Source organism: Vibrio gigantis, assembly GCF_024347515.1.
Classification (GTDB): Bacteria; Pseudomonadota; Gammaproteobacteria; order Enterobacterales; family Vibrionaceae; genus Vibrio; species Vibrio gigantis.
The window spans coordinates 1,120,034-1,146,439 of record NZ_AP025493.1; the positions used below are offsets into that span (position 1 = coordinate 1,120,034).

At 46.3% G+C, this 26,406-nt stretch carries 20 protein-coding genes; 7 read left to right on the plus strand and 13 right to left on the minus strand.

Features of this window, described 5'->3' with window-relative positions:
* Positions 1-314 precede the first annotated feature (314 nt).
* The 5 genes from OCV56_RS21130 to puuE all read right to left on the minus strand — a co-directional run bounded on the left by OCV56_RS21130 (position 315) and on the right by puuE (position 4,811).
* On the minus strand, positions 315-1,634 hold the full coding sequence (locus tag OCV56_RS21130) for a urate hydroxylase PuuD (protein WP_086714478.1): 1,320 nt from the start codon (positions 1,632-1,634) through the stop codon (positions 315-317).
* Positions 1,635-1,648: 14 nt separating this feature from the next.
* Positions 1,649-2,209, minus strand: a complete 561-nt coding sequence (locus OCV56_RS21135; protein WP_061015664.1) for an ureidoglycolate lyase — start codon at positions 2,207-2,209, stop codon at positions 1,649-1,651.
* A 14-nt stretch (positions 2,210-2,223) separates the two neighbouring features.
* On the minus strand, positions 2,224-3,210 hold the full coding sequence (gene alc / locus OCV56_RS21140; RefSeq protein ID WP_086714480.1) for an allantoicase: 987 nt from the start codon (positions 3,208-3,210) through the stop codon (positions 2,224-2,226).
* Positions 3,211-3,333: 123 nt separating this feature from the next.
* A complete protein-coding gene (gene uraD, locus OCV56_RS21145) occupies positions 3,334-3,849 on the minus strand; it encodes a 2-oxo-4-hydroxy-4-carboxy-5-ureidoimidazoline decarboxylase (protein WP_061015669.1) in 516 nt (171 codons plus the stop codon).
* A gap of 26 nt (positions 3,850-3,875) precedes the next feature.
* On the minus strand, positions 3,876-4,811 hold the full coding sequence (gene puuE, locus OCV56_RS21150) for an allantoinase PuuE (protein WP_086714482.1): 936 nt from the start codon (positions 4,809-4,811) through the stop codon (positions 3,876-3,878).
* A gap of 411 nt (positions 4,812-5,222) precedes the next feature.
* Between puuE and uraH the strand changes: the two genes are divergently transcribed.
* The 4 genes from uraH to OCV56_RS21170 all read left to right on the plus strand — a co-directional run bounded on the left by uraH (position 5,223) and on the right by OCV56_RS21170 (position 10,396).
* On the plus strand, positions 5,223-5,576 hold the full coding sequence (uraH, locus tag OCV56_RS21155) for a hydroxyisourate hydrolase (protein ID WP_055319165.1): 354 nt from the start codon (positions 5,223-5,225) through the stop codon (positions 5,574-5,576).
* Between the two features lie 260 nt (positions 5,577-5,836).
* Positions 5,837-7,180, plus strand: coding sequence for an NCS2 family permease (locus OCV56_RS21160; RefSeq protein WP_086714484.1), 1,344 nt, complete (start codon positions 5,837-5,839; stop codon positions 7,178-7,180).
* A gap of 222 nt (positions 7,181-7,402) precedes the next feature.
* Positions 7,403-8,854: a nucleobase:cation symporter-2 family protein gene (locus OCV56_RS21165; RefSeq protein ID WP_086714486.1), complete on the plus strand. Its 1,452-nt coding sequence runs from the start codon at positions 7,403-7,405 to the stop codon at positions 8,852-8,854.
* Between the two features lie 180 nt (positions 8,855-9,034).
* Positions 9,035-10,396, plus strand: a complete 1,362-nt coding sequence (locus tag OCV56_RS21170; RefSeq protein ID WP_086714488.1) for an 8-oxoguanine deaminase — start codon at positions 9,035-9,037, stop codon at positions 10,394-10,396.
* Between the two features lie 91 nt (positions 10,397-10,487).
* Here OCV56_RS21170 and OCV56_RS21175 read toward each other — a convergent pair whose 3' ends face one another.
* From OCV56_RS21175 to OCV56_RS21185, 3 genes are all read right to left on the minus strand, one after another.
* Positions 10,488-11,924: an amidohydrolase gene (locus OCV56_RS21175; protein WP_086714490.1), complete on the minus strand. Its 1,437-nt coding sequence runs from the start codon at positions 11,922-11,924 to the stop codon at positions 10,488-10,490.
* 245 nt (positions 11,925-12,169) lie between these two features.
* Entirely contained in the window at positions 12,170-15,214 is a 3,045-nt protein-coding gene (locus OCV56_RS21180; protein ID WP_086714492.1) for an efflux RND transporter permease subunit, read from the minus strand.
* A gap of 2 nt (positions 15,215-15,216) precedes the next feature.
* Positions 15,217-16,050: an efflux RND transporter periplasmic adaptor subunit gene (locus tag OCV56_RS21185; RefSeq protein ID WP_086714494.1), complete on the minus strand. Its 834-nt coding sequence runs from the start codon at positions 16,048-16,050 to the stop codon at positions 15,217-15,219.
* A 197-nt stretch (positions 16,051-16,247) separates the two neighbouring features.
* Between OCV56_RS21185 and OCV56_RS21190 the strand changes: the two genes are divergently transcribed.
* Together OCV56_RS21190 and OCV56_RS21195 are read left to right on the plus strand one after the other, a co-directional pair.
* Positions 16,248-16,952 (plus strand): response regulator transcription factor, encoded by a 705-nt coding sequence (locus tag OCV56_RS21190; protein ID WP_086714496.1) that lies wholly within the window; start codon positions 16,248-16,250, stop codon positions 16,950-16,952.
* Positions 16,953-17,002: 50 nt separating this feature from the next.
* Positions 17,003-18,253: a sensor histidine kinase gene (locus tag OCV56_RS21195; RefSeq protein WP_086714895.1), complete on the plus strand. Its 1,251-nt coding sequence runs from the start codon at positions 17,003-17,005 to the stop codon at positions 18,251-18,253.
* Positions 18,254-18,317: 64 nt separating this feature from the next.
* On the opposite strand, the gene OCV56_RS21200 is transcribed toward OCV56_RS21195, so the two are convergent.
* The 5 genes from OCV56_RS21200 to gcl all read right to left on the minus strand — a co-directional run bounded on the left by OCV56_RS21200 (position 18,318) and on the right by gcl (position 24,447).
* A complete protein-coding gene (locus tag OCV56_RS21200; protein WP_086714498.1) occupies positions 18,318-18,932 on the minus strand; it encodes a TetR/AcrR family transcriptional regulator in 615 nt (204 codons plus the stop codon).
* A gap of 208 nt (positions 18,933-19,140) precedes the next feature.
* Positions 19,141-20,451 (minus strand): glycerate kinase type-2 family protein, encoded by a 1,311-nt coding sequence (locus OCV56_RS21205; RefSeq protein WP_086714499.1) that lies wholly within the window; start codon positions 20,449-20,451, stop codon positions 19,141-19,143.
* Between the two features lie 341 nt (positions 20,452-20,792).
* Positions 20,793-21,689: a 2-hydroxy-3-oxopropionate reductase gene (locus tag OCV56_RS21210; protein WP_086714501.1), complete on the minus strand. Its 897-nt coding sequence runs from the start codon at positions 21,687-21,689 to the stop codon at positions 20,793-20,795.
* 37 nt (positions 21,690-21,726) lie between these two features.
* Entirely contained in the window at positions 21,727-22,503 is a 777-nt protein-coding gene (gene hyi / locus OCV56_RS21215) for a hydroxypyruvate isomerase (RefSeq protein ID WP_086714503.1), read from the minus strand.
* Between the two features lie 171 nt (positions 22,504-22,674).
* Entirely contained in the window at positions 22,675-24,447 is a 1,773-nt protein-coding gene (gene gcl / locus OCV56_RS21220) for a glyoxylate carboligase (RefSeq protein WP_086714505.1), read from the minus strand.
* A gap of 313 nt (positions 24,448-24,760) precedes the next feature.
* Between gcl and aceB the strand changes: the two genes are divergently transcribed.
* Positions 24,761-26,386 carry a malate synthase A gene (gene aceB / locus OCV56_RS21225; RefSeq protein WP_086714507.1) on the plus strand — a complete coding sequence of 542 codons (1,626 nt, stop codon included), beginning with the start codon at positions 24,761-24,763 and terminating at the stop codon, positions 26,384-26,386.
* Positions 26,387-26,406 lie beyond the last annotated feature (20 nt).

The window sequence follows — 26,406 nt, forward strand, 5'->3', positions numbered from 1 at the left end:
ATACCAAGAACCTCCCCCCAGCAATTAACATAATCAAAATAAATGATTGACTGTAAACTATAATTTATAAACACCTTATTTATTGCATGGTATTAGTGAGATAAGTGGAAAATTATTCATATTGGTGAGTATCAACACAGAAAATCGCTTAATTAGTGTCAAATTTAACACTAAAGATAAGGTGTAATAGAAATATACAAAACAAAAAGCCCCGGTTATAGGAACCGGGGAAACAGGGTGGGAGGAGTTTGGTGCGTGCCCGTAAACCAAACTCTCCCTAAGACTCATGCTCTTAGGTAAAGGATTTCACATCATTATTGAAGCGTAGCGCCTTGCTCTACCCAAGTGCCGATGAGTGCTCGCTCTTCGTCGGTCATTTGAGTCATGTTACCAAGCGGCATAACTTGGGTTGTTACGGTTTGAGCAACAATCCTTGGTACGTTGGCTTTAATCTCTTCTGGCGTATCAAGCATGACACCCGCTGGCGCAGCAGCAAAAGCGGCGTGACTAGGGGTTGATGAATGACAGACAGAACAGCGCTCTTGAATGACCTTGTTGATGGTTTCAAAGCTGACTCCTGCGCTAGCGGTTTGAGCGGTATGGTCTGCTGGTAAAGCTGGAGCATCAGCTGTAGTTGAAGCAGTATCGCTTGAAGCAGCCTCTTCTACCGTCGATTCAGTCGCGCTTACTTGCACTTCTTGAACGACTGGCGCCTGTACAACTGGGGTCATCTGTTTTTTCGCGTAAGGTGAAGTCACAAACGCAAGAGTGATCATACCCAATGCCGCGACTGGTACTGTCCATGCAAATTTCTGACTACCGTGACGGGTGTTGAAATAGTGACGCACCAAGATACTGAAGATCGCTAGGCCAGCAAGAATCAGCCAGTTGTATTCTGAGCCATAAGTGCTTGGGAAGTGGTTACTGATCATGATGAACAGCACTGGCAGTGTCATATAGTTATTGTGACGAGAACGCAGTAGACCTTTCGCTGGCAATGCCGGATCCGGTTCGCGCTTCTCTTCAATCGCTTTCACTAAATTACGTTGTGCAGGCATGATAACTCGGAATACGTTACCCACCATGATGGTACCAATGATTGCACCCACATGAATGTAAGCACCACGGCCACTGAACACTTGAGTTAGGCCATATGTCGCAGCGACGAGCAGCACAAACAGCACAACGCCAAGCAACACTGGAGTTTTACCTAATGGTGAGTCACACAGTAGGTCGTAGATAAACCAACCGGCAACGAATGAACCAATACCAATCGCGATTGCGGTGGTTGAATCAAGACCAGAGCCCGGTGCAATCAGGTAAATCTCAGCGTTAAGGTAGTAAACCACACCTAGTAGACACACACCGGTGATCCACGTGAAGTAAGCTTCCCATTTGAACCAGTGCAGGTGCTCTGGCATCTCTGGTGGTGCCAATTTGTATTTTTCTAGGTGATAAATACCACCACCGTGAATTGCCCATAAGTCGCCTGAAAGGCCCGTTTTAGGGTTTACTCGATTAAGGTTGTTCTCTAACCAAACAAAGTAAAATGATGCGCCTATCCACGCAACACCAACAATCATGTGAGCCCAGCGTATTGCTAAGTTCAACCACTCTGTAATATGCGGATCCATAATAAACTCCTGTATCACAACGCTTTAGCTAAACGTTGTTCTTCCTTATTGTCGTCCGTTGGCAGATCGTCCAAATGCAATGCCACTAGGTCGTTGTCGAAATAAACTTCATCACAGTTGTGTCCTTCGCCGCCTCTATCGACGATCAAGAACTGGTCTTGATCGGTGAGGGCGAGAACTGGGTGGTGCCACACCCCTTTGTGATAGTTCACTCCTTGACGGCCGTTGCTCAAGAAAGCTCGGCTATTGGCCAATGTTGGATCATCGCCTTTTGGCGCAACAACAATTAAATAGGGTTGACCAAGTAATGGAATGAATGCCTGAGAGCCAAGTGGATGACGCTCTAACATTTTGATGGTCAGTGGGTAGCTCAACGGTGTGGCTTGGAAGATGCTGATGATGGCTTCTCCGCCTTGGTCTTGCACATCCGTTGTCGCTAACTTGTGGTAGCGACGTGTTGATCCACTGTTGATCATGAAGAAATCACTATTATCGGACTCGATAACATCGCCAAACTCTGCAAAAGCCTGCTTGGTTAACGGTTCGATTGATAAACGACGTATTCCATTACTCATACTCATTTCCTTACCTATTTCGCTTTCGTACCAAATAGACGCAAACGGCTGATACCACCATCTGGGAATATGTTTGCACGTACGTGGGTAATCGCACCAAGGTCATTAACCTCAGAAATGAATTCGTGAATCTCATGTGCTTGCAGCTTTTGAGCAGGCAATAGTTCACGCCAGAATAGGCTTTGTGTTGCAACTTGGTCGTCGGTACCGCCTTTCACGTAAGCCGCTTGAATCGAACAGCTGTCTGGGTAGTTACCTTTGAAGTGGGCAGTATCCACAACGATACGTTCAATGTTACCTGGATGGCCTAGTGCCACGATAACCCAGTCGTTACCCGGTGTACGACGACGTGCTGTTTCCCAACCGTCACCCATGTTTTCACCGCGGCCTGGGCCTAAGATATTGGCTTTGTTGCCATAGTGCTCATCGCTACATGCGAGTGCTCGACCGCCGTGTTCAACGGCTGCTAAGTCAACTTGTTGCTGAGAATCTATTGCGTCCCAATCCACGCTTGGTCGACCGTAAACACGTAGACGTGCAACACCGCCGTCTGGGTAAATATTCAAACGTAGGTGAGTAAATACTTGGTCGCTTTCGATCTCTTCAAGATGATGGTGATCACCCTGTAGTGCCATTGAAGGCAGAATTTCTTGCCACTCTGTTGAGTCCGTCGGTTCACCTTGTGGTGAATAGCACGCGTCAATTGATGCCGAAGGTGGGAAGTTACCTGTGAAGAAAGAGGTATCAATATCAACGCCAGCAATGGTGCCAGCTAGACCAAGGCGAACGACACAGTGGTCATAACCTTCGCCACGTTTACGTCTGCTTTCCCAACCGTCCATCCACTTGCCGTTATCGTCGTATAAGTCGTCTTTCCACTCTGGCGCTGCGTGGCTGAGTAGACGACTTTTATCCGCGAAAAAATCGTCTGTTGCGAAGATAGCTTCTGCACCGAGTTTTTCGTCTGCAAGGTTTATGTATTGTTCAAATGTTTGGGTCATGTCCGTGTAATCCTATCCAATTAATCAAGTAATAATAAAATGAGAACTTAGTGGCTTATTCGCTTATAAAGCGGGCTCTTAGCGCACTAAGACTGGGCTGAGATAGCTGTTAACTCCGTTAACTTACATATCCCAGAGACGAAACATCGCGATCTTGTTGATCTCTTGAATCGCCGTAGCAAACTCAGTTTCACTATCATTTCCTAATCGCATCTCGAACGACTCAAGAATTTGGTAACGATTGGCTCCCTTCACCGCCATGATAAAAGGGAAATTGAAGCGACTTTTGTAGCTGTTGTTATAAGAAGTGAATTTTTCAAATTCTTCGGCGCTGCACTGGTCAATGCCCGCCCCCGCTTGTTCTTTAGTCGACGACTCTGTGAGTTCGCCGTTTACTGCTGCTCGGCCGGCTAAATCCGGGTGAGCGTTGATCAAAGCCAACTGTTTGCCTTGGTCTGCATTTAACAAGGTTGTTGCCATTTTCAGATGAAGATTCTCGATATGGTCATCTTCGGCATTCAAACCTTGGTCATACACCACTTCTGCAACCCATGGGCTATGTTCGTAAACATCAGCGAAATGAGCGACAAAGGTATCGCGTTCCATGGTTGTTGGTTGGCATGATCGAAATTCAGTCACGTATAGCCTCCTTGCTTCTCGCTTCGTTATTTTTTCTGTTGATGATTAGCTTGTTGTTGGTATGGATGATGTTGGTGCCAGTGATTGGCAATATCGATTCGACGACATAGCCACACACTATCGTGCTGTTTGACGTAATCTAGGAAACGTCTTAACGCAGCAATACGACCGGGGCGACCAATCAGCCGACAGTGCAACCCAACCGACATCATTTTCGGTGCGGTTTCGCCTTCCATATAAAGGGTGTCAAAAGTGTCTTTTAGATACTGGAAGAACTGTTCACCTGAGTTGAAACCTTGCGCGGTAGAAAAACGCATGTCGTTCACATCGAGTGTGTAAGGGATCACCAATTGAGGGTGACCCGTTTCGGTATGCCAATAAGGCAGGTCATCATCGTAGGCATCTGAGTCATAAAGAAAGCCACCTTCTTCCGCAACCAAGCGACGAGTATTTGGGCCCGTTCGACCTGTGTACCAGCCTTGTGGGCGTTGGCCCGTCACTTCCTGGATGATCTCAATCGCTTTGGTCATGTGATCACGCTCTTCAGACTCATCAATGTATTGATAGTCTATCCAGCGGTAGCCGTGGCTACAGATTTCGTGTCCCGCTTCGACCATGGCTTTGGCAACATCTGGGTGACGCTCGATCGCCATCGCAACGGCAAATACGGTCAGTGGGATTTCATATTCATCGAACAAGCGAAGAACACGCCATACACCCGCACGGCTGCCATATTCATAGATGGATTCCATACTGATGTGACGTTCGCCTTTGATCGGTTGCGCTGACGGGATCTCTGAAAGAAAGGCTTCAGACTCGTCGTCTCCATGTAACAAACAACGCTCACCGCCCTCTTCATAGTTCAATACAAAAGAAACCGCGACGCGCGCATTACCTGGCCATTGAGGGTTTGGAGGGTTAGTTCCGTAACCGATCAAATTTCTTGAATAATCCTTATTCATCCAAGTACTCCTAACATAAGTGGTTGGCTTAGCCGCTCTTTAAGTGAGTCACCAAATGTTTCAATCAAATGGATTCTCGATAAACAGAGCAACCTTACCCCTGTACATTTATTGTATACAATTATTTATCTTAATGTAAAGATTTTGTTATTCAAGTTAAATTTAAGCTCTTTAATCATTTAAAAACAAAAACTTAACAAAGTGCAAACTCACTAAAAAACGATAATTAAGATCTATAAAGTCAGAAAAAACGACACAATGGTTAACATTTTTCCAACAATTAGCTTTACTAATTGTGTACAGTTCGTACATAGTTAGTGATAACAAAGTGACCAGTTGCATTCTTTGCAAGGTCGAAACAGACAGATAAACCACGGAACAGAGGAGCGCTAAAAGCGCTATTAAGGGACTATGGGAAGACTAACAACACACGTATTAGACACTACTCACGGCTTACCAGGTGCAGAGATCAAGGTAGAGCTTTATAAGGTCAATGAAGACTCAACAGAAAAGCTGGCGACGGTACTCACCAACTCCGATGGCCGAACCGATGCGCCGATTCTGGCAGGGAATGATTTCCGACCAGGGAAATATCAATTGGTGTTCTACGTTGCGGATTACTACAAAAGCAAAGGTGTAGAATTGGATGGTGTGCCCTTCTTAGATGATGTGGTGATTCGTTTCGGCTTAGATGACCCAGAAGCGCATTATCATGTCCCTCTTCTCGTCTCGCCTTACAGTTTCTCAACCTATCGGGGCAGTTAGTCCCGTGACCTAGAACTTCGAACTAGGCTCAACCGACAAATATTAAACAGATTAGTGCGTGCATCCAAAATAATGCGCGCTCATTAAACACGCTCATATAAAAATACTAACAACGTTAATAGTTAGAGGTTAATAGCTATAAAACAGATAGTTAGAAACTGATAACTAAAGAAATAGCGGCTAGGAAAAAACCTTAAAACTTAATATTGAAATCTCGCTGTATTCAATAAATGGATCACAACATAAAAGGACTTGCTGACATGAGTGAGAGTAAAACAGAAATACTCAACCAAGATGCGAATAACGGAATTTTAGAGAAACTCTTTAAAATTAAGGCACACGGGAGCAGTGTGAAAAATGAGTTGGTCGGGGGTGTCACGACCTTCGCCACCATGGCATACATTATCTTCGTTAACCCACAAATTATGGCCGCATCAGGTATGGACGCGGGGGCCGTATTCGTCGCTACCTGTATTGGTGCTGCGATCGGTTGTTTGCTAATGGGGTTATTTGCGAACTGGCCTGTCGGCCTTGCGCCGGGTATGGGTCTGAATGCCTTCTTCTCGTTCACTGTAGTAAGCGAAATGGGCTACAGCTGGGAAGTGGCACTGGGTGCAGTGTTCATCTCCGGTATCTTGTTCGTCGGAATGAGCTTCTACAAAGTCCGCCAATGGATAATTGAAAGTATCCCAGTGAGTCTGCGTTATTCCATGACAGCGGGTGTTGGTTTATTTCTGGGCCTGATTGGCCTGAAAACAGCAGGTATCGTCGTTGAAAACCCAGCAACTTTGGTTTCATTAGGTGACTTCACCAAACCTGAAGCTCTACTTGCAGCTATCGCATTCCTTATCATCGCAGTTCTGAGTGAACGCAAGGTATTTGGCGCAGTGTTAATCGGTATTTTGAGTGTAACTCTGGTCGGCATGATGCTTGGCCTCGTTCACTACAACGGTTTCTTCGCAGCCCCACCAAGTTTAGCTCCTACGTTCCTAAAGATGGATATTATGGGTGCGCTTGATGTTTCGATGATCAGCGTTATCTTGGCTTTCCTTTTTGTAAACATGTTCGATACCGCGGGTACTTTGATGGGCGTGGCTGAGCGTGCAAACCTAACTAACCCTGAAACGGGCAAAATTGAAGGTCTGAGCAAAGCACTGAAAGCCGATAGTATCTCAAGTGTTGCAGGTGCGTGTGTGGGTTGTCCACCTGTCACCAGTTACGTAGAAAGTGCTGCAGGTGTTGCAGCCGGTGCTCGAACAGGCCTATCTGCTATTGTAGTTGGCGCTTTGTTCTTAGCGGCGATTTTCCTATCACCGCTTGCTGGCATGATCCCGGCTTACGCCACCTCTGGCGCGTTAATTTACGTAGCGTTTGTGATGATGAGCAGCATGCAGCACGTTGATTGGAAAGATTTCACCAACGGTGCACCCGCAGCGATTACCGCTTTGATGATGCCACTGACGTTCTCTATCGCGAATGGTATCGCACTGGGCTTCATTACCTACACAGTACTTAAGCTGGCGACAGGTAAAACAAAAGACGTATCAATTTCGATGTACTTCCTAGCGGCTATCTTCGTTGCCAAGCTGGTGTTCATCGGATAATCAATACAGCAACATGATTTATTGCTTGGCTCATTCATGAGCCAAGCTACTAACACACAATCTACCGACAAAATTGCTAAGAAAGCTAATTGTATTAATACGCGGAACGCAGATACATTCCGTCCCTTTAATGCACCTTTTTTATGACCCTACGCAGTTTGTAGAAGTCATTATTTGACCGCCAGTCGCCTGTAAATGGAAACGCAGGCAGAGGAATATCAAATGAAACTTCTGTACACCCTAAATGAAAGACCGCCTCACGGCTTAACCTTTTTACTCGCTTTACAGCATATGCTCGCCTCGATAGGTGGCATCGTCGCTGTTCCCCTCATTGTCGGCGCTTCTATCGGCCTACCTAACACAGAGATCGTTTCACTGATCAATGCGGCACTGTTGGCATCCGGTATTGTGACCGTTGCTCAATGTCTTGGCTTTGGCCCTGTCGGCATTCGACTGCCCGTGGTTATGGGTTCGAGCTTCGCCTTTTTAGGTGTGGCGATCTCAATCGGTAACGAAGGTGGTGTCGCCGCTATCATGGGATCGGCGCTGATCGGCTCGTTCGTGGTCATTGCTGCCAGCTTCTATATGGACAAGGTTCGAAAGCTGTTCCCAACCGTGGTAAGTGGTGTGGTGGTTACCCTAATCGGCTTAACCATTTTACCGGTTGCCATGAACTGGGTCGGAGACTCTCCTGCCAATTCAGAACAATTCGCCACGCTACCTAAACTGTTCCTAGCCCTTGTCTCACTGGGCATTGTGGTTGGTGTATCGGTTTACTGTAAAGGCGCGGTTGCTGCCTCTGCTATCGTGATTGGTTTAGCGGGAGGCTACATTGTGGCGCTATCGCTCGGCATGGTAGACCTTGAACAAATCAGCTCTGCCGCTTGGGTTGGTGGCCCAGAACCATTCAAATATGGCTTTACCTTTTCTGCCAGCGCCATCATCAGCATGAGCTTGGTATACATAGTGGTTATCGCTGAAGCAACGGGCGACTTCATGGCACTGGGCAACAACTGCCAAACCAAAGTTAGTGGTAAAGATCTAAAACGTGGATTACTAGGTGATGGCCTTGGTAGTACGCTCTCTTCAATTCTAACGGCGATGCCATTGGCATCATTCAGCCAAAACGTTGGTATTGTCGGTATCACAGGTGTTGCAAGTCGCTATGTCGTAGCAGCAACAGGTGGTTTGCTAATTTTAGGCGGTTTATTCCCGAAATTAGCCGCTATTGCCGTCACCATTCCTAAACCTGTTTTGGGTGGTGTGGGTTTTGTGATGTTCGGAATGATTGCCTACGCAGGTATTCGCATGTTGATCAAAGCCGCAGACACCAAGCGAAATGCCTTGGTAATCTGTGTGGGGTTGGCGTCTGGTTTAGCTGTTACCTTCGAACCGAGATTACTTCAACATTTACCGCATGATCTAGCGAACTTTCTTCACTCTGGCATCACGACCGGTACTATCATGACCGTGCTACTGAACCTTGTGTTACCGAAATCTTCACGAGCAGAAGAACAAGAAGCACTAGCCGAAAGCCAGGCACAAGTAGAACTAGAAATGAAAGAGCAAGCTGAAGAAGCACTAGTGTCAGACGAGCAATTAGAGATTCAACAAGCCAGTACTGAGATTGATGTTCAAGCGGCATCAGAAAACCCTGAACCGAAAGCGAACTAACTAGCTAAGTCTCGAGCTAGCTAATTCACTGACTAAAGTAAAACCGATTTCCACAGAATCAGGGGCAAATTAGAACATTGAAAATTTTAACGTTCCTGATTCGAATTTATCTTTCAACAACAAATACCAAATAAAGACCCTCTTCCCTGAAAAGGCTGAGATGGCTAAGGACTACTATGAATGGAAACCATCTGGATTAAGAATCCTCTCGCAATCTACACTGGCTCACACGCTGATGCAGAAGGCGGTATTGTCATAAAAGGTAATAAAATCATTGAACTGGTTGGTAAACACAAAGAACCAACCTTACCCGTAGATTACAGCGTCGATGCCTCTCGTCATGTTGTAACTCCTGGGCTTATCAATGCACACCACCACTTCTATCAAACTCTGACGCGTGCCTACCCCGGCGCACTGAATAAAGAGCTCTTCCACTGGCTGCAAAGCCTCTACCCAGTTTGGGCAAACCTCGATTCTGAAATGATGAGCCTAGCCACAGAACTGGCTCTGGTTGAGCTGATGATGTCGGGCTGCACCACCGCATCCGATCACCATTACTTATTACCAAACGGGCTTGAGCACGCTATTGATTTACAAGTCGAGGCGGCCGAGAAGCTGGGTGTAAGAGCGATATTTACTCGCGGATCCATGAGCCTTGGGGAAGATGAAGGTGGACTACCTCCACGACACACCATTCAAACCGAACAAACCATCATTGATGACAGCCAACGCTTGATTCGCGATTACCACCAGCGTGATGACGGGGCGATGATTCAAATCGCACTCGCGCCTTGTTCGCCGTTCTCAGTCACCACAGATCTGATGAAAGAAACCGCCAAGATCAGTGAGCGTGAGAACGTAATGATGCACACGCACTTATGTGAAACACTGGATGAAGAGGACTTCTGTATTGAGAAGTTTGGCCTGCGCCCTGTGGATTACCTAGAGGATGTGGGTTGGTTAAACGAACGCACTTGGCTTGCTCATGGCATTCACTTCAATCCAGAAGAGATCAAACGTTTAGGTAAAGCGGGAATCGGTATTAGCCACTGCCCTACCTCCAATATGATGTTGGCTTCCGGTATTTGTAAGAACAACGACCTTGAAGCCGCTGGCGTAAAAGTGGGGCTTGGTGTGGACGGTTCCGCCTCAAACGATGGCTCCAATATGATTGCCGAAGTGCGCATGGCGATGTATCTACAACGCCTGCAATATGGTTCGGCTAACGTCTCCCATTTCGATGCCCTACGCTGGGCAACCTCAGGCTCTGCTGCCGCTATGGGACGAACTGATATTGGTACGCTAGAGGTCGGTAAACAAGCCGACATCGCGATGTTCAAGCTTGATGACATTCGCTTCTCTGGCAGCCACGACCCACTCGCCGCACTATTGCTTTGTGGTGCTCAACAAGCAGATAAAGTGATGGTTGCAGGTAAGTGGCGAGTTAAGGATGGCGCTGTGATTGGCGTAGACATGGAGCAACTCATGCACCGCCACCATGCGGCAGCCATGAAGTTAGGTAAGCTAGCGATGAATAACTAGGTATGTGTTATCTAAGTAACACGAAAACAAAAAGGCCGACGTAATGTCGGCCTTGTTATTTTTATTCGATTTTTAGAATCAGGTTTGCGTCCTAATCCATCAAACTTTTAGACTTAATCGCCTTCTTAGAAAGCTCTTTCGCAAACTCGGTAATGTCGGCTTCAAACTCAACGACACTCTGGCGAATGTCATCCAGTTGAACAGTTTGCATTACGCGGTTTTCCATTACGATTTGGCCGTTAACAATCGTCGTGTCGATGTTGCTCGGGTTCGCTTGATAAACCAAGGTCGCGTATGGGTCATAGCTTGGCATCATGTTCGCTGATTGTGTTTCGACAATCACGATGTCCGCTTTTTTACCTACTTCCAGAGAGCCAATTTGGTCTTCCATGTGTAGAGCTTTAGCGCCACCTAAGGTTGCCATCTCAATAACCTGTTCAGGGATCATGATAGTGCGATCAGAGTGCTTCAAGCGTTGCATGTTCGCTGCATAGCTTAGGGTGCGCATGATATCGACTTGGTTTGAGCTCATTGGGCCATCTGTTCCCAAGCCTACTCGCATGTCAGCACGGTACATATCCCATGCCGGTGCGATTCCGGTTGCGCCTTTAGCGTTCGCCATTGGGTTGTATGAGATCCCTGCGTCAGCTTGTTTTAGAAGCTTTTGATCGTTCTCTGAAAGGTGGATACCGTGAGCAATGACTACGCGCTCGTCCAGCACACCAATTTCATCCATGTATTCGACTGGGGATGTTGCTTTAGTTTCATCTTTGATGCGCTTCTCTTCGTTCGGAAACTCAGCAACGTGAATTAACACTGGCACATCGTATTGAGCAGACAGCTTGTTGATCTCTTGCAGCTTGTCTTTGCTCACCGTGTACACAGCATGTGGTGCATAAGCAGGCGTAATCAGCTCATCATTTTGGTACTGCTCAATGAAGCCTTTGGCATAATCGATGCCACCATAAGGTTCTTTCGCATCAACCACTGGGAACTTAATCACGGTTTCACCCAACACGGCACGCAGGCCAACTTCTTTGGTCGCTTTTGCCATTTCATCCATGTGGTAATACATATCGGCATAAGTCGTGACACCGCTTTGTGCCAGCTCGATAGAACCAAGCTTAGTCGCGTTATAAATCAGTTCACGGCTTAGCTTTTCGGCTTCAAGCGGGAAAAAGTAAGCGAACAATCGGTTGGAAATACCCTCTTCGCCTAAACCGCGAAACGCAATCATAGGAAGGTGGTTGTGAGCATTGACCATGCCTGGCATAACAATACCGTCTTGAGCATCAATCACCTTTTCAGCGCGATATTGAGTAATCAAACCCTCATTACCTACTGCGATGATCTGGTCGTTTTTAACGACGACAACACCATCTTCAATCACATCCATTTCAGAGTTGATAGTCAGGACTTGTCCATTAGTGATAATCAGATCGGCGTTGTATGTTTGAGTTGCCACTGTCGAACCACAGCCAGCCAGTAAAACTGCGCTAATGGTGCATGCCAAGCTTTTAAGCGTCATTGCTAAACCTATATGTTGTGCGTGTAATATTGTTAGGAGCTTCACTTTAAGTTTTCAGCTTTTCGCTTTTCGCTTTTCGCTTTTCGCTTTTCGCTTTTCAGAAGAATAAGTGCCGCTAATTTTCGCGACACTATAACCTGTTATTTAAATGAAATGGCATACCTAATCGAGCCAGATTCAAGATAAATATGTAATTGCACAACAGGTCACAAATCCGAGCTTCAAGACTCGTTGATGTTAGCGTACTAGGTGGCTTCTGCGTGCACATTATCCTTAACTGGCGAAGGCGTTCCTTTTGCAAAGAATAACGCATACATCGCAGGAATCACCAAGAGTACAACTGGCAACGAGAACAACAAACCATAGCCTAATGTGAGCGACATTGGCCCCATAAACACATCCGTTCCGCCTAGCCCATAAGCGAGCGGTAGCAAGCCAGCTACTGTGGTCAGAGAGGTCATGACAATTGGACGTAGGCGGCTGACGGCAGCTTGCGTCACGGCGTCTATCGCGTTCAATCCTTCGATTCTTAGCTCGTTGATCCTGTTAATCAGAACCAAAGAGTTATTGACCACAACTCCAGTCATTCCAAGTACGCCAATCAGTCCAAACAGAGACATCGGCTGCATGTGTACGACTAACGCCATCAGTGAAGCCATGATCGCAAACGGGATAACTGCCATAATAAGTAATGGTTGCAGTAGTGAGTTGAACATCACCGCCAATACAAAGTAGATCGCCACCATCGCCGCAGGGAACACCACCATAAAACCGCTCATGGTTTCATTGGTGCTTTCCGCCTCGCCACCAACATTAATGGTCACACTTGCTGGGTATTGTCCCGCGAGTTCAGTAACTAACTCATCGGCTAGCGCGACAGAGCTGATATTCTCGTCAGACAACCCCGCAGAAACTGTCACCTCGCGCTCACCATTGTAGTGTTTGATAAGACGTGGGATTTCAATCTGCTCAACCATGGCCAAGCGGCTCAGTGGCACTTGTTGTCCGTCTGTCGTGTAAATTTTAGTGGTTTTCAGTTTCTCTATATCGCGGAACTGCTCGTCCAATACCACTCGAATATCGACTTCTTGGTCACCAAGCCAGGTGGATGTCACGCTGTTACCATCAAACCCGACACGCAGAGCATTCGATAGATCAGTCACCGTTAGGTTGTATTTCGCCAACCAGTGATACTGAGGAACAATATTAAGCTGGGGATCTTTCAGAGCTTCACTGTGATTAATGTTGGTTACCCCTTGGTAGTCTTCTAACCAAGCCATCACCAAATCAACCGTTTGGTTGCGCTCGCTCTCCGTTCCGCCAAGCACGCGGACTTCAACTGGGTCACCCGGAGGCGGACCACCAGCATCAATTGAGAACTTAATAAACATCTCATCAGACAACGACGCCAACTCTTCATTCAGTGAAGCAATAATCTGTTCAGCAGAACGGCTACGTTGGTCAAAGTTCGTTAGATTGATGATACCTTGTGATACTGGCGACGAGTAAGTCAGTTCATAGCTGACTAGCTCGGTTTCAGGCAGAGATTCAATCGCTTGTTCAATAACTTGATGAGCCTCTCGCACTTGGGATAGCGGAGTTCCGGCCTTTACTTCGGTATACACATCAATGTATTTACCTGCTTCTGTCGGGAAGATATCCACTTTTAACGAAGAGACTAAATAACCTGAAGCGACGAAACCAACGATGGCCAATGCGATAACCGATTTTTTGTAGTTGAGTGCCACATTCAGCAATGAACGATATTGGTTAGAAACCCATTCAAAACGATCTTTTTCTTCGACTTTTTTGCTGTTCTCTTTTGCAGAAGATAAGTGAGCAGGTAGAGTTAACGTACATTCGATAAATGAGAACACTAATGCTGCAATAACCGTAATTGGAATCACTGCGACAGCTTTGCCCATGGTTCCTGGAATGAACATCATAGGAATAAACACCAAGGCGGTCGTCACTAAACTTGCCATCAATGGCTTAATCACTTTTAAAGTCCCCGACACCGCAGCATCGACGCCTTTTTTACCGGCTTCTTTCTCTTGGAAAATACTCTCAGCAATGATCACTGAGTCGTCGACGATAATACCGATCACCAACAACAACGCAGCCAATGTAATGCTGTCTAAATTCAGCCCCATGATTGGCAGAACCATCATCACGCCAAACACACAAAATGGGATAGAGACTGATACCCAGAAAGCCACGCGACGCTGCAAGATCATGCTCAAGATCAGTAGAACTAACACTAACCCTATTGCACCGTTGGTTGCCACGATAGAGAACTTCTCGCCCATGTCTTTACCAAGATCTAGGCTTGTCTGGAAAATGAATTGGTCACCAATGCGCTCGCTCTCTTTGTCCAACAACGCCTTGATGCTATCGATAGTTGCGATCACATCGGCACTGCCGCTATTGGTGATAGAGAAAATGACTGCAGGCTTGCCGCTCATGACTGGATCTTGCGTTGCTCGAGCAAAGGTATCAATCACTGTCGCGACATCAGAAACTCGCACAACTTGACCAGAATCCAATGCCTTAATCACGATGTTAGACACATCATCCGTCGACTCCACTTTGGTCATGGTGACGATCTTCTGTTCTTGACTCCACGACTCAACAAAGCCGCCCGATTGCGACAGGTTGTGCTGCTCTATCGCGGTGCTGATATCGTCGAAAGCAACTTGATAACGACGCGCTTTTTCAGGATCGACCTCAACCCAAAACTCTCGCTCATTAAAGCCAGACATAGTGATAGAACCAACACCGCCAAGGTTGTTGATTTTCTTTTCTAACTGATAGGCGTAGTGCTGCAAAGACGCCGAATCTATATTGTTACCCGCTAGGCTGACACCAAAATGGTACACATCCAAAGAAGAGGTTTTCTGTTGAGTCACTACTGGCGGCGAATCAATATCTTTCGGCAGATTACCCACTCGATCGACCGCTTGTTGAATGTCTCGTAAGATCACTGCGGCATCTTCACCGGGCAGATATTCAACCTCAATGAAAGACCGCCCTTCTGAAGATTCAGACGAAAAATACGCAATACCATCCACTGAGCGAAGCTCTTTCTCTATTGGGTTAGTAATGTTTAATTCGATGTCTTGAGCCGTTGCACCGGGATAGATTGTTTCAATTTCTGCGGTGTCCATCGCAACATCTGGGTACTCTTGTAAATTGAGCTGCATTAACGACATAGCACCGGTTAACAGCACCATAACCGTGATGATACGAGCCAAGAACTGACGTTTGGCGAAGTATGCTAGAAAGTTCATTGTTACAGCCCTTTTCCTTCATTTGATGCAATTTGATTCGATTTTGTTTGAGCGGTTATCATGCTTTGCATAGAAAGGTCGGTCGAGGCATAAACCGACATGCCCGGTTTGAACTGATGGCCTTGGTTGGTGATTTCTACGAGTACCGGATAGGTTGAGTTTTGCATCTCGACGCCAATGCGCTGCACGTTCGCTTCCATCTTGATTTCAGGGTTAGTTTCAGACCACACCACCACTTCCTGACCAACGGTAAAATGCTTTAAGTCATACTCACTCGCCATGAATGACAGAGTCACCTTATCGATATTGACCACTTCATAAAGTAAATCCCCCTCGCTAACCCAAGCGCCTGATTGCGCAGGTTTATTGGAGATGTAACCCGAAATTAAGGATTCAATCTGAGTGTTTTCAAGATCCACTTGCGATTGTTGGTATTCAATTTTAGCGACGGAAACCGCGGCTTTGGCGCTAAGAAACTCTGCGCGCGCAGTGTCTAACTCTCCTAATGAGAGGCTGTTCTTCTTGATGAGTGCTTGATAACGGTTGTAGGTCGCTTTGCGCAATGCGAGATCCGCCTCAGCCAGAGCTAGGTTTGCTTTGGCTTTGTTCACGCTAAACTTAAAATCATCGGCTTTTATCTGAGCCAGTATCTGTTGTTGGTTTACCGCATCACCCACTTCAAGGTTATTCATCTCAACCACACCGGGCACCTCTGCCACGACACTGTGTTTATTTAAACCTTGAACATGTCCGATTAACTCCGTTGCTTGAGTTATTGATATTTGAGTTGTGGAGACTCCCAGAAGAACTGCAAGCGCGATAATTTTAGTGTTCATAATTCAACCCTCACCTATTGATGTGAACTATTGTTGAATTCGCTTTGTCGAATTAAAGTCGAAGTCGGTTCGACAATGAAAAATAATCTGACGGCGTTGTATTTTTGTGCGCAACACTATCAATTAGACATAAATTCGACATAATTTTGGATAGGCTACATTTTTACTGACCGTATATTTGAGGTGGGAGCAGAGCAATGCTTGAACGCAGTCGTATTTTGGTTGTTGAAGACAATATCGAACTACAAGGCATTATTGCCGACTTCTTAGAAGTAAAAGAGGCCGTTGCAGACTTCGCTTCTGATGGTGAGCAAGGCTTCAAACTTGCGAAGGAAAACGACTTCGACGCTATCGTTCTCGATGTAATGCTGCCCAAACTTGACGGGATGCAAGTGGCGTCTAAGTTACGTCAAAATGGTGTAACCACCCCAATATTGATGCTAACAGCATTGAATGGCCAAGAAGACCTATTAAGTAGCTTTGATTCAGGTGCCGACGACTTCGTAACCAAACCGTTCAAGTTTCCTGAATTAGAAGCTCGCCTGTCAGCACTGATAAAACGCAATAAAGGCTTGGTCGCCAAAAAGTCGTTGAGCTTTGGTGAAGTGATCATCGATGAAAAAACACATACCGCATCAAGAAGTGGTCAATCACTCAACCTAACCCCTATCATGTTTCAAATTTTGAGAGAGCTAGTCAAAGCTCAAGGTGGAGTCGTCACTCGCGATAGTTTGATCTATATGCTGTGGGGGGATGACATTCCAGACAAAGATGTGCTCCGCAGCCATATCTACCTATTACGAAACGCGCTTGATAAACCCTTCGATTTTCCTATGCTCAAGACCATTCCTAAACACGGTTTTCAATTAATCGTGTCTAACAATGAGCCTCAATCCGCATGAAAATTCGCACAAAGCTAGGCAACTCAATTGAGGATGTCAGAATCCGCACTATGCGAACGTTTTCGGTCATCGCACTTGTCTCTTCATGCATTGTCTTTTTCGTTTTCTCGCTACGTTTAGTGTGGCAAGAAGAGGCGCAAATCGAGAATCACCTAAAATCATATAAGGGGGTGGCACAGCAGTTTTACCACCTTCTTTCTCCAGAAGGCAGCCTCAAGCTGTCGGAAAACGTAACGGCCTACTATGGTGAAGCCGATTTTACTGACCAATTAAAAAGGCTTCCACCAATGGCATTGGAAACGGTCGATCGACAGCATTTTGAGATCAGGCTTTCCGAAGAAGATATTATTATTCCCGGGGTTATCGTCTACCACTTTGCTTTTGAAGACCAAGGAGAAACCATCCCGACTTACATCACCATCAGCTCTTTTGATATGGACCTGTGGGACGACAGTTGGGGCGTATTGATGGCAATCTCTACGCTGTTGATGATCGGCCTGATCATTGTATTGCGGTTTACGTTAAAACGAGTATTTGACCAACTGATGGTGCCCATTTCAGACCTCAGTACTCAACTCACTAAACATGAATCTGACAACTTCAAAGTACCTGACCACACGGTTGATGAGCTGCAGATGCTCACCTCGCACCTCAACAGTTACTCGACAATGAAAGACAGACTTGCCAAGCAAGAGATGATGTTTGCGAAATACGCTAGCCATGAATTGAAAACACCGATCTCAATTGTTATTGGCGCAGCAGAATTGCAAGCCATGAAACCCGATGATCCTGTATTTCAAGCTAAGCAACGAGAACGTATTCTTGGAGCCGCCAATGGCATGAGTACTACTGTTGAAGTGCTACTAAATATTGTTAAGCAAGAGAACTCTTCAACAGATAAAACACTTACAGCGATTAACCAAGAATCTATCGATGTATCGAAATACCGCGGCATGCTAGCTGCAGGCGTGGAGTTAGTTCTGAATGTTGAGCCAAACACCACGCTCAACATGCCGCTCCCTTTGGTGAATATGGTATTAAAGAACTACATTGAAAATGCGATTCGATTTACCACACAAGGTAAGATTGTAGTGACCATCAACTCCAACACGATTTCGGTTTCAGATACTGGCTCAGGGCTGAATGATGATACAAAAACGGAACACGGCCTTGGCCTAATCATTGTAAAACGCATCGGAGACAGTTACGGCTGGACATCCACACTGATAGATAACGCCCAGTCGGACACGAGCCTACATCCCGCGGGCTGCACTGCAATCTTTGCAAAGCAAGCGCATTAATAACCACCAGATACAAAAAAGGACATCGAATGATGTCCTTTCCCAATAAACTAAAAGCAAAAAACTAAGACTTTCCTTTCACACCGCAACCTTTAATCACTAACTGGGTGATGAACTCAGCGGCTTCTTCGTAGTCTTTGTCATCAAGCTGCTCTTTCTGCATCACGCTGCAAATCTGCCAGCCAAAGTCAGCGTAGGTTTGGGTTGCAGCCCAGATGGTAAACATGAGGTGGTGTGCGGGAACTTCATCCATCAAGCCTTGTGCAGACCAGGTCGAGAATTTATCAAGGATCATCTGCGATTGCTTATACAGCTCATCACCGATCTCTTTTGGCAACACCTTAGCGCCCGACATCACTTCATTGGCAAATACCTTAGAGGCGTGTGGATGGTCGCGAGAAATGATGAGCTTAGTCTGAATATACTGAGATAAAGCTTCAACAGGATCGCAGAGATCTTCAATTGGGCGAGACGCTTCCAATAATGGCTGAGTGACAGTTTCAAGCACGGCATTGTAGAGCTTATCTTTGGAACTGAAGTAATAGAATACGTTTGGTTTGGGAATGTCAGCAGCTTTAGCGATATCTGCCATTTTTGTCGCAGCATAACCATGGGTCGCAAATTGTTCGCACGCGACTTCGATGATTAAATCTTGATTCTTTTGTCTGATCCTAGACATATTGCATCCTTTACAACTCATTACTTAAGCCATAGTAATCAACGTGCTTCATTAGTCCAGAAGATAATGCCATAACTCAACCCCAGCGCTTATCTCATCTGACGAAACACTGACAGCGTCGATAAAATCAAAATGGCCGCCTTGATGTCAGCACACCGGCGACCATTTGAACACTCTGAGATCAACTCACAACAAACGAGTTTTCAGACTACAAAATCAATATAGCCCTGAAATCATTGACATTGGTTAGCGTTGGGCCTGTCGTAAGAAGCACATCAACTTGTTTGAAGAAGTCGTAGCTGTTGTTCGCGTCAAGGTAGTCTTGCGCTTTAAGAGACTGGCTCGAACCTTGCTGCCATGTTTGAGGTGTTATCCACGCCCCTGCATTGTCTTCGACACCATCTATACCATCAGTATCGGCAGCCAGAGCAAATATATTGTCTTGGCCTTTAAGTTCGTTATACAAGCTTAAAAGGAATTCACAATTTCGCCCGCCACAACCATTTCCTTTAACCGTCACCGTGGTCTCACCACCTGAAAGCAGCACGCAAGGCGTCTCGAATGGATGTTTATTATTAGCAACTTGTTTGGCCAAAGCAGCATGAACCTTCGCCACTTCTCGCGCTTCTCCTTCAATACAGTCACTCAATACGTAAGCGGGGATCCCCAAACCTTCAGCTTCTGCAGCGGCAGATTCTAATGCTGACATTGGAGTAGCGATAATATGATGCTCTGCATTCTTCCAACACACATCATCCGGCTTAACGGTCTCTGACTCAGGGTTATTGAGCCATTCAAATGCCGAGTGTGGTGTTTCAATTTGGTAGCGTTCTAAGATTGCCATTGCATCAAAACGAGTGGTGGTGTCAGGTACGGTTGGGCCAGAGGCAATCACACTAATATCGTCTCCCGGCACATCAGATATTGCCAAAGACACAACTCTTGCTGGGTAGGCGGCTTTGGCAAGTCGACCACCTTTGATTGAAGATAAATGCTTACGAACGCAATTCATCTCATCAATGGCTGCACCCGACTTAAGCAGCGCTTTATTGATTTGTTGCTTCTCTGCCAAACTGATATCGCCACCCGGTAGACTCAATAGCGCAGAGCCTCCACCCGACAACAAGCAGATCACCGTGTCATCGGAGCTAAGATCATTGACGAGTTGCAACATACGTTGACTCACTTCTAAACCCATCGCGTCTGGAACTGGGTGCGCCGCTTCAATCACCTCAATGTGTTCGCAAGGGGCCGTGTGCTCATAGCGAGTCACGACCAAACCTTCAAGGTCACGCAGTGCAAGATCTTGTTGCTTCTTTGTTTGCCATACGGCTTCAAGCTCCGCCGCCATTGACGCTGCAGCTTTTCCCGCTCCGATCACGACAGTGCGCCCAGCTTGATTAGCAGAACGATAAAAAATATCTTGAGGTAGAAAAGGTTCGATGTGATTTTTTGGTAGTGCCTCATTTACAGCACTTGAGAAAAGGGTTTGCAGAAACTGCTTAGCATCAATGTCCATCAGCCACTCCTTAGTTGACGGAGAAAAAAAGAACCCCGATACAAGGCGAAAGGGTGCCTGCTAAGATTAAGTTGGAAAGGAACAACTTCAACCTCTGCCTCGTATCAGGAACGCGTATAAAAGGAGACGAAACTACGCGATTTATAAACAAACTGTTTGAAACTTGTGGGCTCGCACATCGCAGCTCTGTCAAGGCGCAAAGTAGATTCACAATTCGACATTACATGTAATGGCAGCCCAGATTCATTGGCCTTAGCCCCTACTGAAGCGACAAAGCTTTGCAACAAAGCTACTACAGCGACAAAAGCCAATGAATTGAGACGGATTAATCGTTACGGATATTAGCGAATTGAGTGGTCAGAACGCTTCTCTATCGCTTGAATCAGCGCAGAGTGATCCCAACCTTCACCGCCCATTTCGGCACACTCTCCAAACAACTCTTGAGCGTTAGCCGTATTCGGTAGTGCGACACCTAACTCTTGTGCGCCCGTTAGCGCAAGGTTCAGGTCTTTCTGGTGAAGCGAGATTCTAAAACCTGGGTCAAATGTGCCTTCAACCATACGTTCGCCATGAACTTCCAGGATCTTAGAGTTAGCAAAACCACCCAGTAGTGCCTGACGTACACGAGCTGGATCAGCACCCGCTTTTGAGGCAAATACCAAGGCTTCGGATACCGCTTCAATATTCAGTGCAACGATGATCTGGTTAGCAACCTTACACGTTTGGCCAGCACCGTTATCACCCACCAGCGTGATGTTCTTACCCATGATTTCGAATAGCGGACGAGCTTTGTCAAAGGCGTCTTGCTCGCCACCCACCATAATGGTCAGTGCGGCATTAATAGCACCGACTTCACCACCCGATACCGGTGCATCTAGGTAAGAAGCGCCACCTTCGTTGATACGCGCTGCAATGGCTTTAGTCGCGATAGGCGAGATTGAACTCATATCGATAACCAGTTTTCCAGTCGCACCGCCCGCTGCTAGGCCTTGCTCTACTCCGTTGTTACCAAACAGTACATCTTCAACTTGAGGTGTGTTTGGCACCATTAGGATAATGACATCCGCTGCCTCTGCCGCTTCCGCGGGTGAGTGACAGACTGTTGCGCCCGCTGCGACCAGATCAGCAGGAGCTTCATTGAAGTGGTCTGATAGAAAGATATCGTGGCCCGCTTTTTGTAGATTACTCGCCATAGGTTTACCCATGATGCCAGTACCGATAAATGCAATTTTAGACATGTTGTTCTCCTTAACGTTTGAGGATTACCAGACGGAATTAACGGTACTGGTGTAGCCAACCAAGGCCTTCTGTAGTCGTTGTTTTTGGCTTATACTCGCAGCCAACCCAGCCTTGATAGCCAAGCTCATCAAGATAATTGAGCACGAATGGGTAATTGATTTCTCCCGTCCCCGGTTCGTGTCGACCTGGATTATCAGCCAGTTGAACGTGCGCGATTTGGCCAATGTTTTGTTGCATGGTCGGCGTTAAGTCGCCTTCCATAATTTGCATGTGATAAATATCGTATTGGATAGAAAGGTTATCGCTCCCTACCTCTTTAATGATCGCTTTGGCTTGCTCAGTGGTATTTAAGAAGAAGCCCGGAATATCACGCGTGTTGATCGCTTCAATCACTAGGCTGATCCCTTCTGCAGCTAGCGCGTTTGCTGCGTAATGCAGGTTAATCACAAACGCCGATTGCGCGTCTTGTTGGGTCACACCTTGCGGAACTATCCCTGCCAAACAATTCACTTGAGTACAACCGAGCGCTTTAGCGTAAGCAATCGCCTTAGCTACACCCGCTTGAAACTCTTCGACTCGTGCTGGGTCGACCGCGATACCACGGTCACCGGCGTCCCAATCCCCTGCTGGTAGGTTAAATAACACTTGTTCTAAATTATTAGCGACAAGCTTTTCTTTAATTTTGTCTGCCTCAAAGGCATACGGGAAAAGGTACTCCACGCCCTGAAAGCCCGCTTCTGCTGCGGCTTCAAAGCGATCCATAAAATCAACTTCCGTGAATAACATTGACAAGTTTGCTGCAAATTTTGCCATGACTCTGTCCTTACTCTTTATTTGGTGAAGCTCTGGTTATTAGGTAAAGAAACCGTTATATATTGAAACTATGACTGCTTAGTGAGGCTACGGTTGCTTAATGAAGCTCCGATTTCTTGGAGCTTCTCCGTTGAGCCAAGCTTTGGCTCAACGGGTACACGTACAACAAAGCTACTTGTATGCAAGCGCTGTAGGGGCATCGCCGCGGCTTTCGGCAAGCGGTTCGAATTCATTGATGGCATTGATCTCGACACCCATTGCTATGTTGGTTACTCGCTCAAGAATTAGCTCAACAACAACCGGGACTTTATGCTTATTCATCAGCTCTTTTGCTTGCTCAAACGCAGCGGCAATTTGCTCAGGCTCACGAACTCGAATCGCTTTACAACCTAAGCCTTCCACAACCGCGACATGGTCAACTCCGTAGCCTTCAAGCTCAGGCGCATTCTGGTTATCAAACGCCAGTTGTACACAATAATCGATATCAAATTGGCGCTGTGCTTGACGAATCAAACCTAGGTATGAGTTGTTCACCAACACATGAATGTATGGCAGGTTGAATTGAGCACCTACCGCCAGTTCTTCGATCATGAACTGGAAATCATAATCACCAGAGATAGCGACAATATCGCGATCCGGATCAGCCGCACGTACACCCAATGCCGCAGGTGTTGTCCAACCTAGAGGGCCAGCCTGACCACAGTTGATCCAGTTACGTGGCTTATAAACATGCAGGAATTGAGCAGCAGCAATTTGCGACAAACCAATGGTGCTCACATAGCAAGTGTCACGACCAAATGCCTTGTTCATCTCTTCATAAACACGCATTGGTTTCATTGGAGCTTCATCGAAATTGGTTTTACGCAGCATGGTCGACTTGCGTTCCTGACACTCACTTGCCCAAGCATTTCGGTTTGGTAGCTTGCCTGCATCACGCCACTCTTGAGCAACTTCAACCATTAGTTCAAGTGCTGCTTTCGCATCAGAAACAATACCTAAGTCGGGACAGAACACTCGACCGATTTGGGTCGGTTCAATATCAACGTGCACAAACTTGCGTCCTTCGGTGTAAACATCGACAGAGCCGGTATGACGGTTTGCCCAGCGGTTACCTACACCAAATACAAAATCAGAGTTGAGCATGGTTTCGTTACCGTAACGGTGAGAGGTTTGTAGCCCCACCATGCCGGCCATCAATTCATGATCATCAGGGATAGAACCCCAGCCCATCAAAGTTGGGATAACTGGTACACCCGTGATTTCTGCAAACTGCTGCAGCAACTCAGATGCGCCAGCGTTAATTACGCCACCACCAGATACAATCAGCGGCTTCTCAGATTGAGACATCATGGTTAGTGCTTTCTCAACCTGCGCACGTGTTGCTTGTGGCTTATATGGTTCTAGCGGTTCATAGGTATCGATATCAAACTCAATTTCAGCCAGCTGAACATCGATAGGCAGGTCAATCAGGATTGGACCAGGACGACCCGAACGCATTAAATGAAACGCTTTTTGGAATGCGCGTGGCACTTGTGCAGGTTCCAGCACCGTTGTTGCCCACTTTGTTACTGGCTTAGCGATAGATTCAATGTCGACCGCTTGAAAATCTTCTTTATGAAGACGAGCACGTGGCGCTTGGCCTGTGATACATAGAATTGGAATCGAATCTGCAGATGCAGAATACAGACCCGTGATCATATCCGTGCCCGCAGGACCAGAGGTACCAATACACACACCAATATTACCTTGATTGGTACGCGTGTACCCTTCAGCCATATGGGATGCACCCTCTACGTGACGAGCTAAGACGTGGTCGATTCCTCCGAGCTTTTTCATAGCCGCATACATAGGGTTTATTGCTGCGCCGGGAACACCAAATGCGATGTCTACGCCTTCACGTTTAAGCACTTCTACCGCTGCTTCAATCGCTTTCATAATTGCCATTCGAACCTCCAGTTCAGATTGTATACAATTAAACTAACTTTTGTACACTATGAATCATCCTCAGCATTTATCAACCCCAGATTGAAACATTTTTGTTACATCAACCTATCCTCTTGAACAGCAAATAAGCCTGAAAAGCTTACAATTCATTGCTTTACATAAAATATCTTTACGTAAAAATAAATTACAAAAAGATCAAATGATAAATAAATGTTAAATACCCTTTGCTTGTTTACAATTTATGCAATATAAATATCCTTAAAAAGAGCATTTTGTATACAAAATAGCATCGTATTGTTTAAAGGAGACAGCAATGATGAATGACGTAAAAGAGAGAGAAGAAGTACAGTGTATGCAGGTACTCGGGAATATGGACAACTCCGAGTACAAAGAGATCTTGTCTAAAGATGCATTAAAATTCTTAGAAGCTCTCGTGAATAAGTTTGGAGATCGCCGTCATGCCCTGCTAAGTGACCGCGACACAAAACAGGCTCAATACGACGAGGGTGAGTTACCCAATTTCAGAAAAGACACTATCTCCATTCGCCAAAACAAAGAATGGAAAGTAGCACCACCACCACCGGAGCTACTGGATCGCCGCGTAGAGATCACCGGCCCAATCGAAAGAAAGATGGTGATCAACGCATTAAACTCAGGCGCGAAGGTCTTCATGTGTTGCTTTGAGGATGCGTCTTCCCCAACTTGGGCCAATATGGTCGAAGGGCAAATCAACCTTAGAGACGCCAACCTCGGTACCATTAGCTACTTCGATGAAAAGAAGCAAAAGAATTACCAGTTAAATAACGATCCAGCGCTACTAATTGCTCGTCCACGTGGCATTCATTTACCAGAGCAGTCCATCCAATTTAACAATCAGCCTATCGGTGGTTGCTTGATGGACTTCGCTTTGTACTTTTTCCATAACTATCAATCACGCGCACAACAAGGTTTAGGAGTTTATTACTACATTCCAAAACTTGAAAACATGGAAGAAGCACAATGGTGGGACGATATTTTTAGCTTCACCGAAAACTATTTCCACGTACCAAAAGGCACCATTCGCGCGACCGTTTTGATTGAAACGCTTCCTGCTGTATTCCAGATGGAAGAGATTTTGTATGCCATGCGTGATCATATCGTAGCGATGAACTGCGGCCGCTGGGACTACATCTTCAGCTACATCAAAACGCTGAAGAACCATAAAGACCGCATCCTGCCTGACCGTCATGGGATCGGGATGGATCAAGAGTTCCTTAACGCGTATAGCCAACTGTTGGTTCGCACTTGTCACGCACGCGGTGCACTGGCAATGGGTGGTATGTCAGCCTTCATTCCAGCAAAAGATCCTCAAGAGATGGCGCGTGTCACCGCCAAGGTTATCGAAGACAAGCAAAGAGAATCTCAAAATGGTCACGATGGCACGTGGGTAGCGCATCCAGCATTGGTTGATTTAGCAATGTCGATCTTTGATAAACACCTTGATGGCAAAGTAAACCAAATGGATTTCCAAAGCCCTGAGCATGTGATCAACGCAGATACGCTATTGAAACCTTGTGAAGGAAGCCGTGACGAAGCGGGCGTGCGCAAAAACATACGCATCGCGCTTTATTACATTGAGGCTTGGATCCAAGGCTACGGTTGTGTGCCTATCTACGGTTTGATGGAAGATGCCGCAACCGCTGAGATCTCAAGAGCCAACATCTGGCAATGGATCCACCACGGAGTCACACTTGATGACGGCCAAACTTTTACCAAACAACTGTTCCACTCTTGGCTTTACCAAGAGCTAGACACGATAAAACATGAAGTCGGAGACTCGCGTTATGCAGCTGGTCGATTTGAAGAGACAGCCGATCTTTTCTATCAACTTTCTACAGCCGATGAGTTCGCTGCCTTCCTAACTTTACCCAGCTATGGGCTACTACAAGAGTCCAGTTAGGACTCTTGTACCAAGTTGAA

Coding starts and splice junctions, on each gene's coding strand:
- OCV56_RS21130 (WP_086714478.1), bottom strand. CDS start 1,634: ATGGATCCGCATATTACAGAGTGGTTGAACTTAGCAATACGCTGGGCT.
- OCV56_RS21135 (WP_061015664.1), bottom strand. CDS start 2,209: ATGAGTAATGGAATACGTCGTTTATCAATCGAACCGTTAACCAAGCAG.
- alc (WP_086714480.1), bottom strand. CDS start 3,210: ATGACCCAAACATTTGAACAATACATAAACCTTGCAGACGAAAAACTC.
- puuE (WP_086714482.1), bottom strand. CDS start 4,811: ATGAATAAGGATTATTCAAGAAATTTGATCGGTTACGGAACTAACCCT.
- uraH (WP_055319165.1), top strand. CDS start 5,223: ATGGGAAGACTAACAACACACGTATTAGACACTACTCACGGCTTACCA.
- OCV56_RS21160 (WP_086714484.1), top strand. CDS start 5,837: ATGAGTGAGAGTAAAACAGAAATACTCAACCAAGATGCGAATAACGGA.
- OCV56_RS21165 (WP_086714486.1), top strand. CDS start 7,403: ATGAAACTTCTGTACACCCTAAATGAAAGACCGCCTCACGGCTTAACC.
- OCV56_RS21170 (WP_086714488.1), top strand. CDS start 9,035: ATGGAAACCATCTGGATTAAGAATCCTCTCGCAATCTACACTGGCTCA.
- OCV56_RS21175 (WP_086714490.1), bottom strand. CDS start 11,924: ATGACGCTTAAAAGCTTGGCATGCACCATTAGCGCAGTTTTACTGGCT.
- OCV56_RS21180 (WP_086714492.1), bottom strand. CDS start 15,214: ATGAACTTTCTAGCATACTTCGCCAAACGTCAGTTCTTGGCTCGTATC.
- OCV56_RS21185 (WP_086714494.1), bottom strand. CDS start 16,050: ATGAACACTAAAATTATCGCGCTTGCAGTTCTTCTGGGAGTCTCCACA.
- OCV56_RS21190 (WP_086714496.1), top strand. CDS start 16,248: ATGCTTGAACGCAGTCGTATTTTGGTTGTTGAAGACAATATCGAACTA.
- OCV56_RS21195 (WP_086714895.1), top strand. CDS start 17,003: ATGCGAACGTTTTCGGTCATCGCACTTGTCTCTTCATGCATTGTCTTT.
- OCV56_RS21200 (WP_086714498.1), bottom strand. CDS start 18,932: ATGTCTAGGATCAGACAAAAGAATCAAGATTTAATCATCGAAGTCGCG.
- OCV56_RS21205 (WP_086714499.1), bottom strand. CDS start 20,451: ATGGACATTGATGCTAAGCAGTTTCTGCAAACCCTTTTCTCAAGTGCT.
- OCV56_RS21210 (WP_086714501.1), bottom strand. CDS start 21,689: ATGTCTAAAATTGCATTTATCGGTACTGGCATCATGGGTAAACCTATG.
- hyi (WP_086714503.1), bottom strand. CDS start 22,503: ATGGCAAAATTTGCAGCAAACTTGTCAATGTTATTCACGGAAGTTGAT.
- gcl (WP_086714505.1), bottom strand. CDS start 24,447: ATGGCAATTATGAAAGCGATTGAAGCAGCGGTAGAAGTGCTTAAACGT.
- aceB (WP_086714507.1), top strand. CDS start 24,761: ATGATGAATGACGTAAAAGAGAGAGAAGAAGTACAGTGTATGCAGGTA.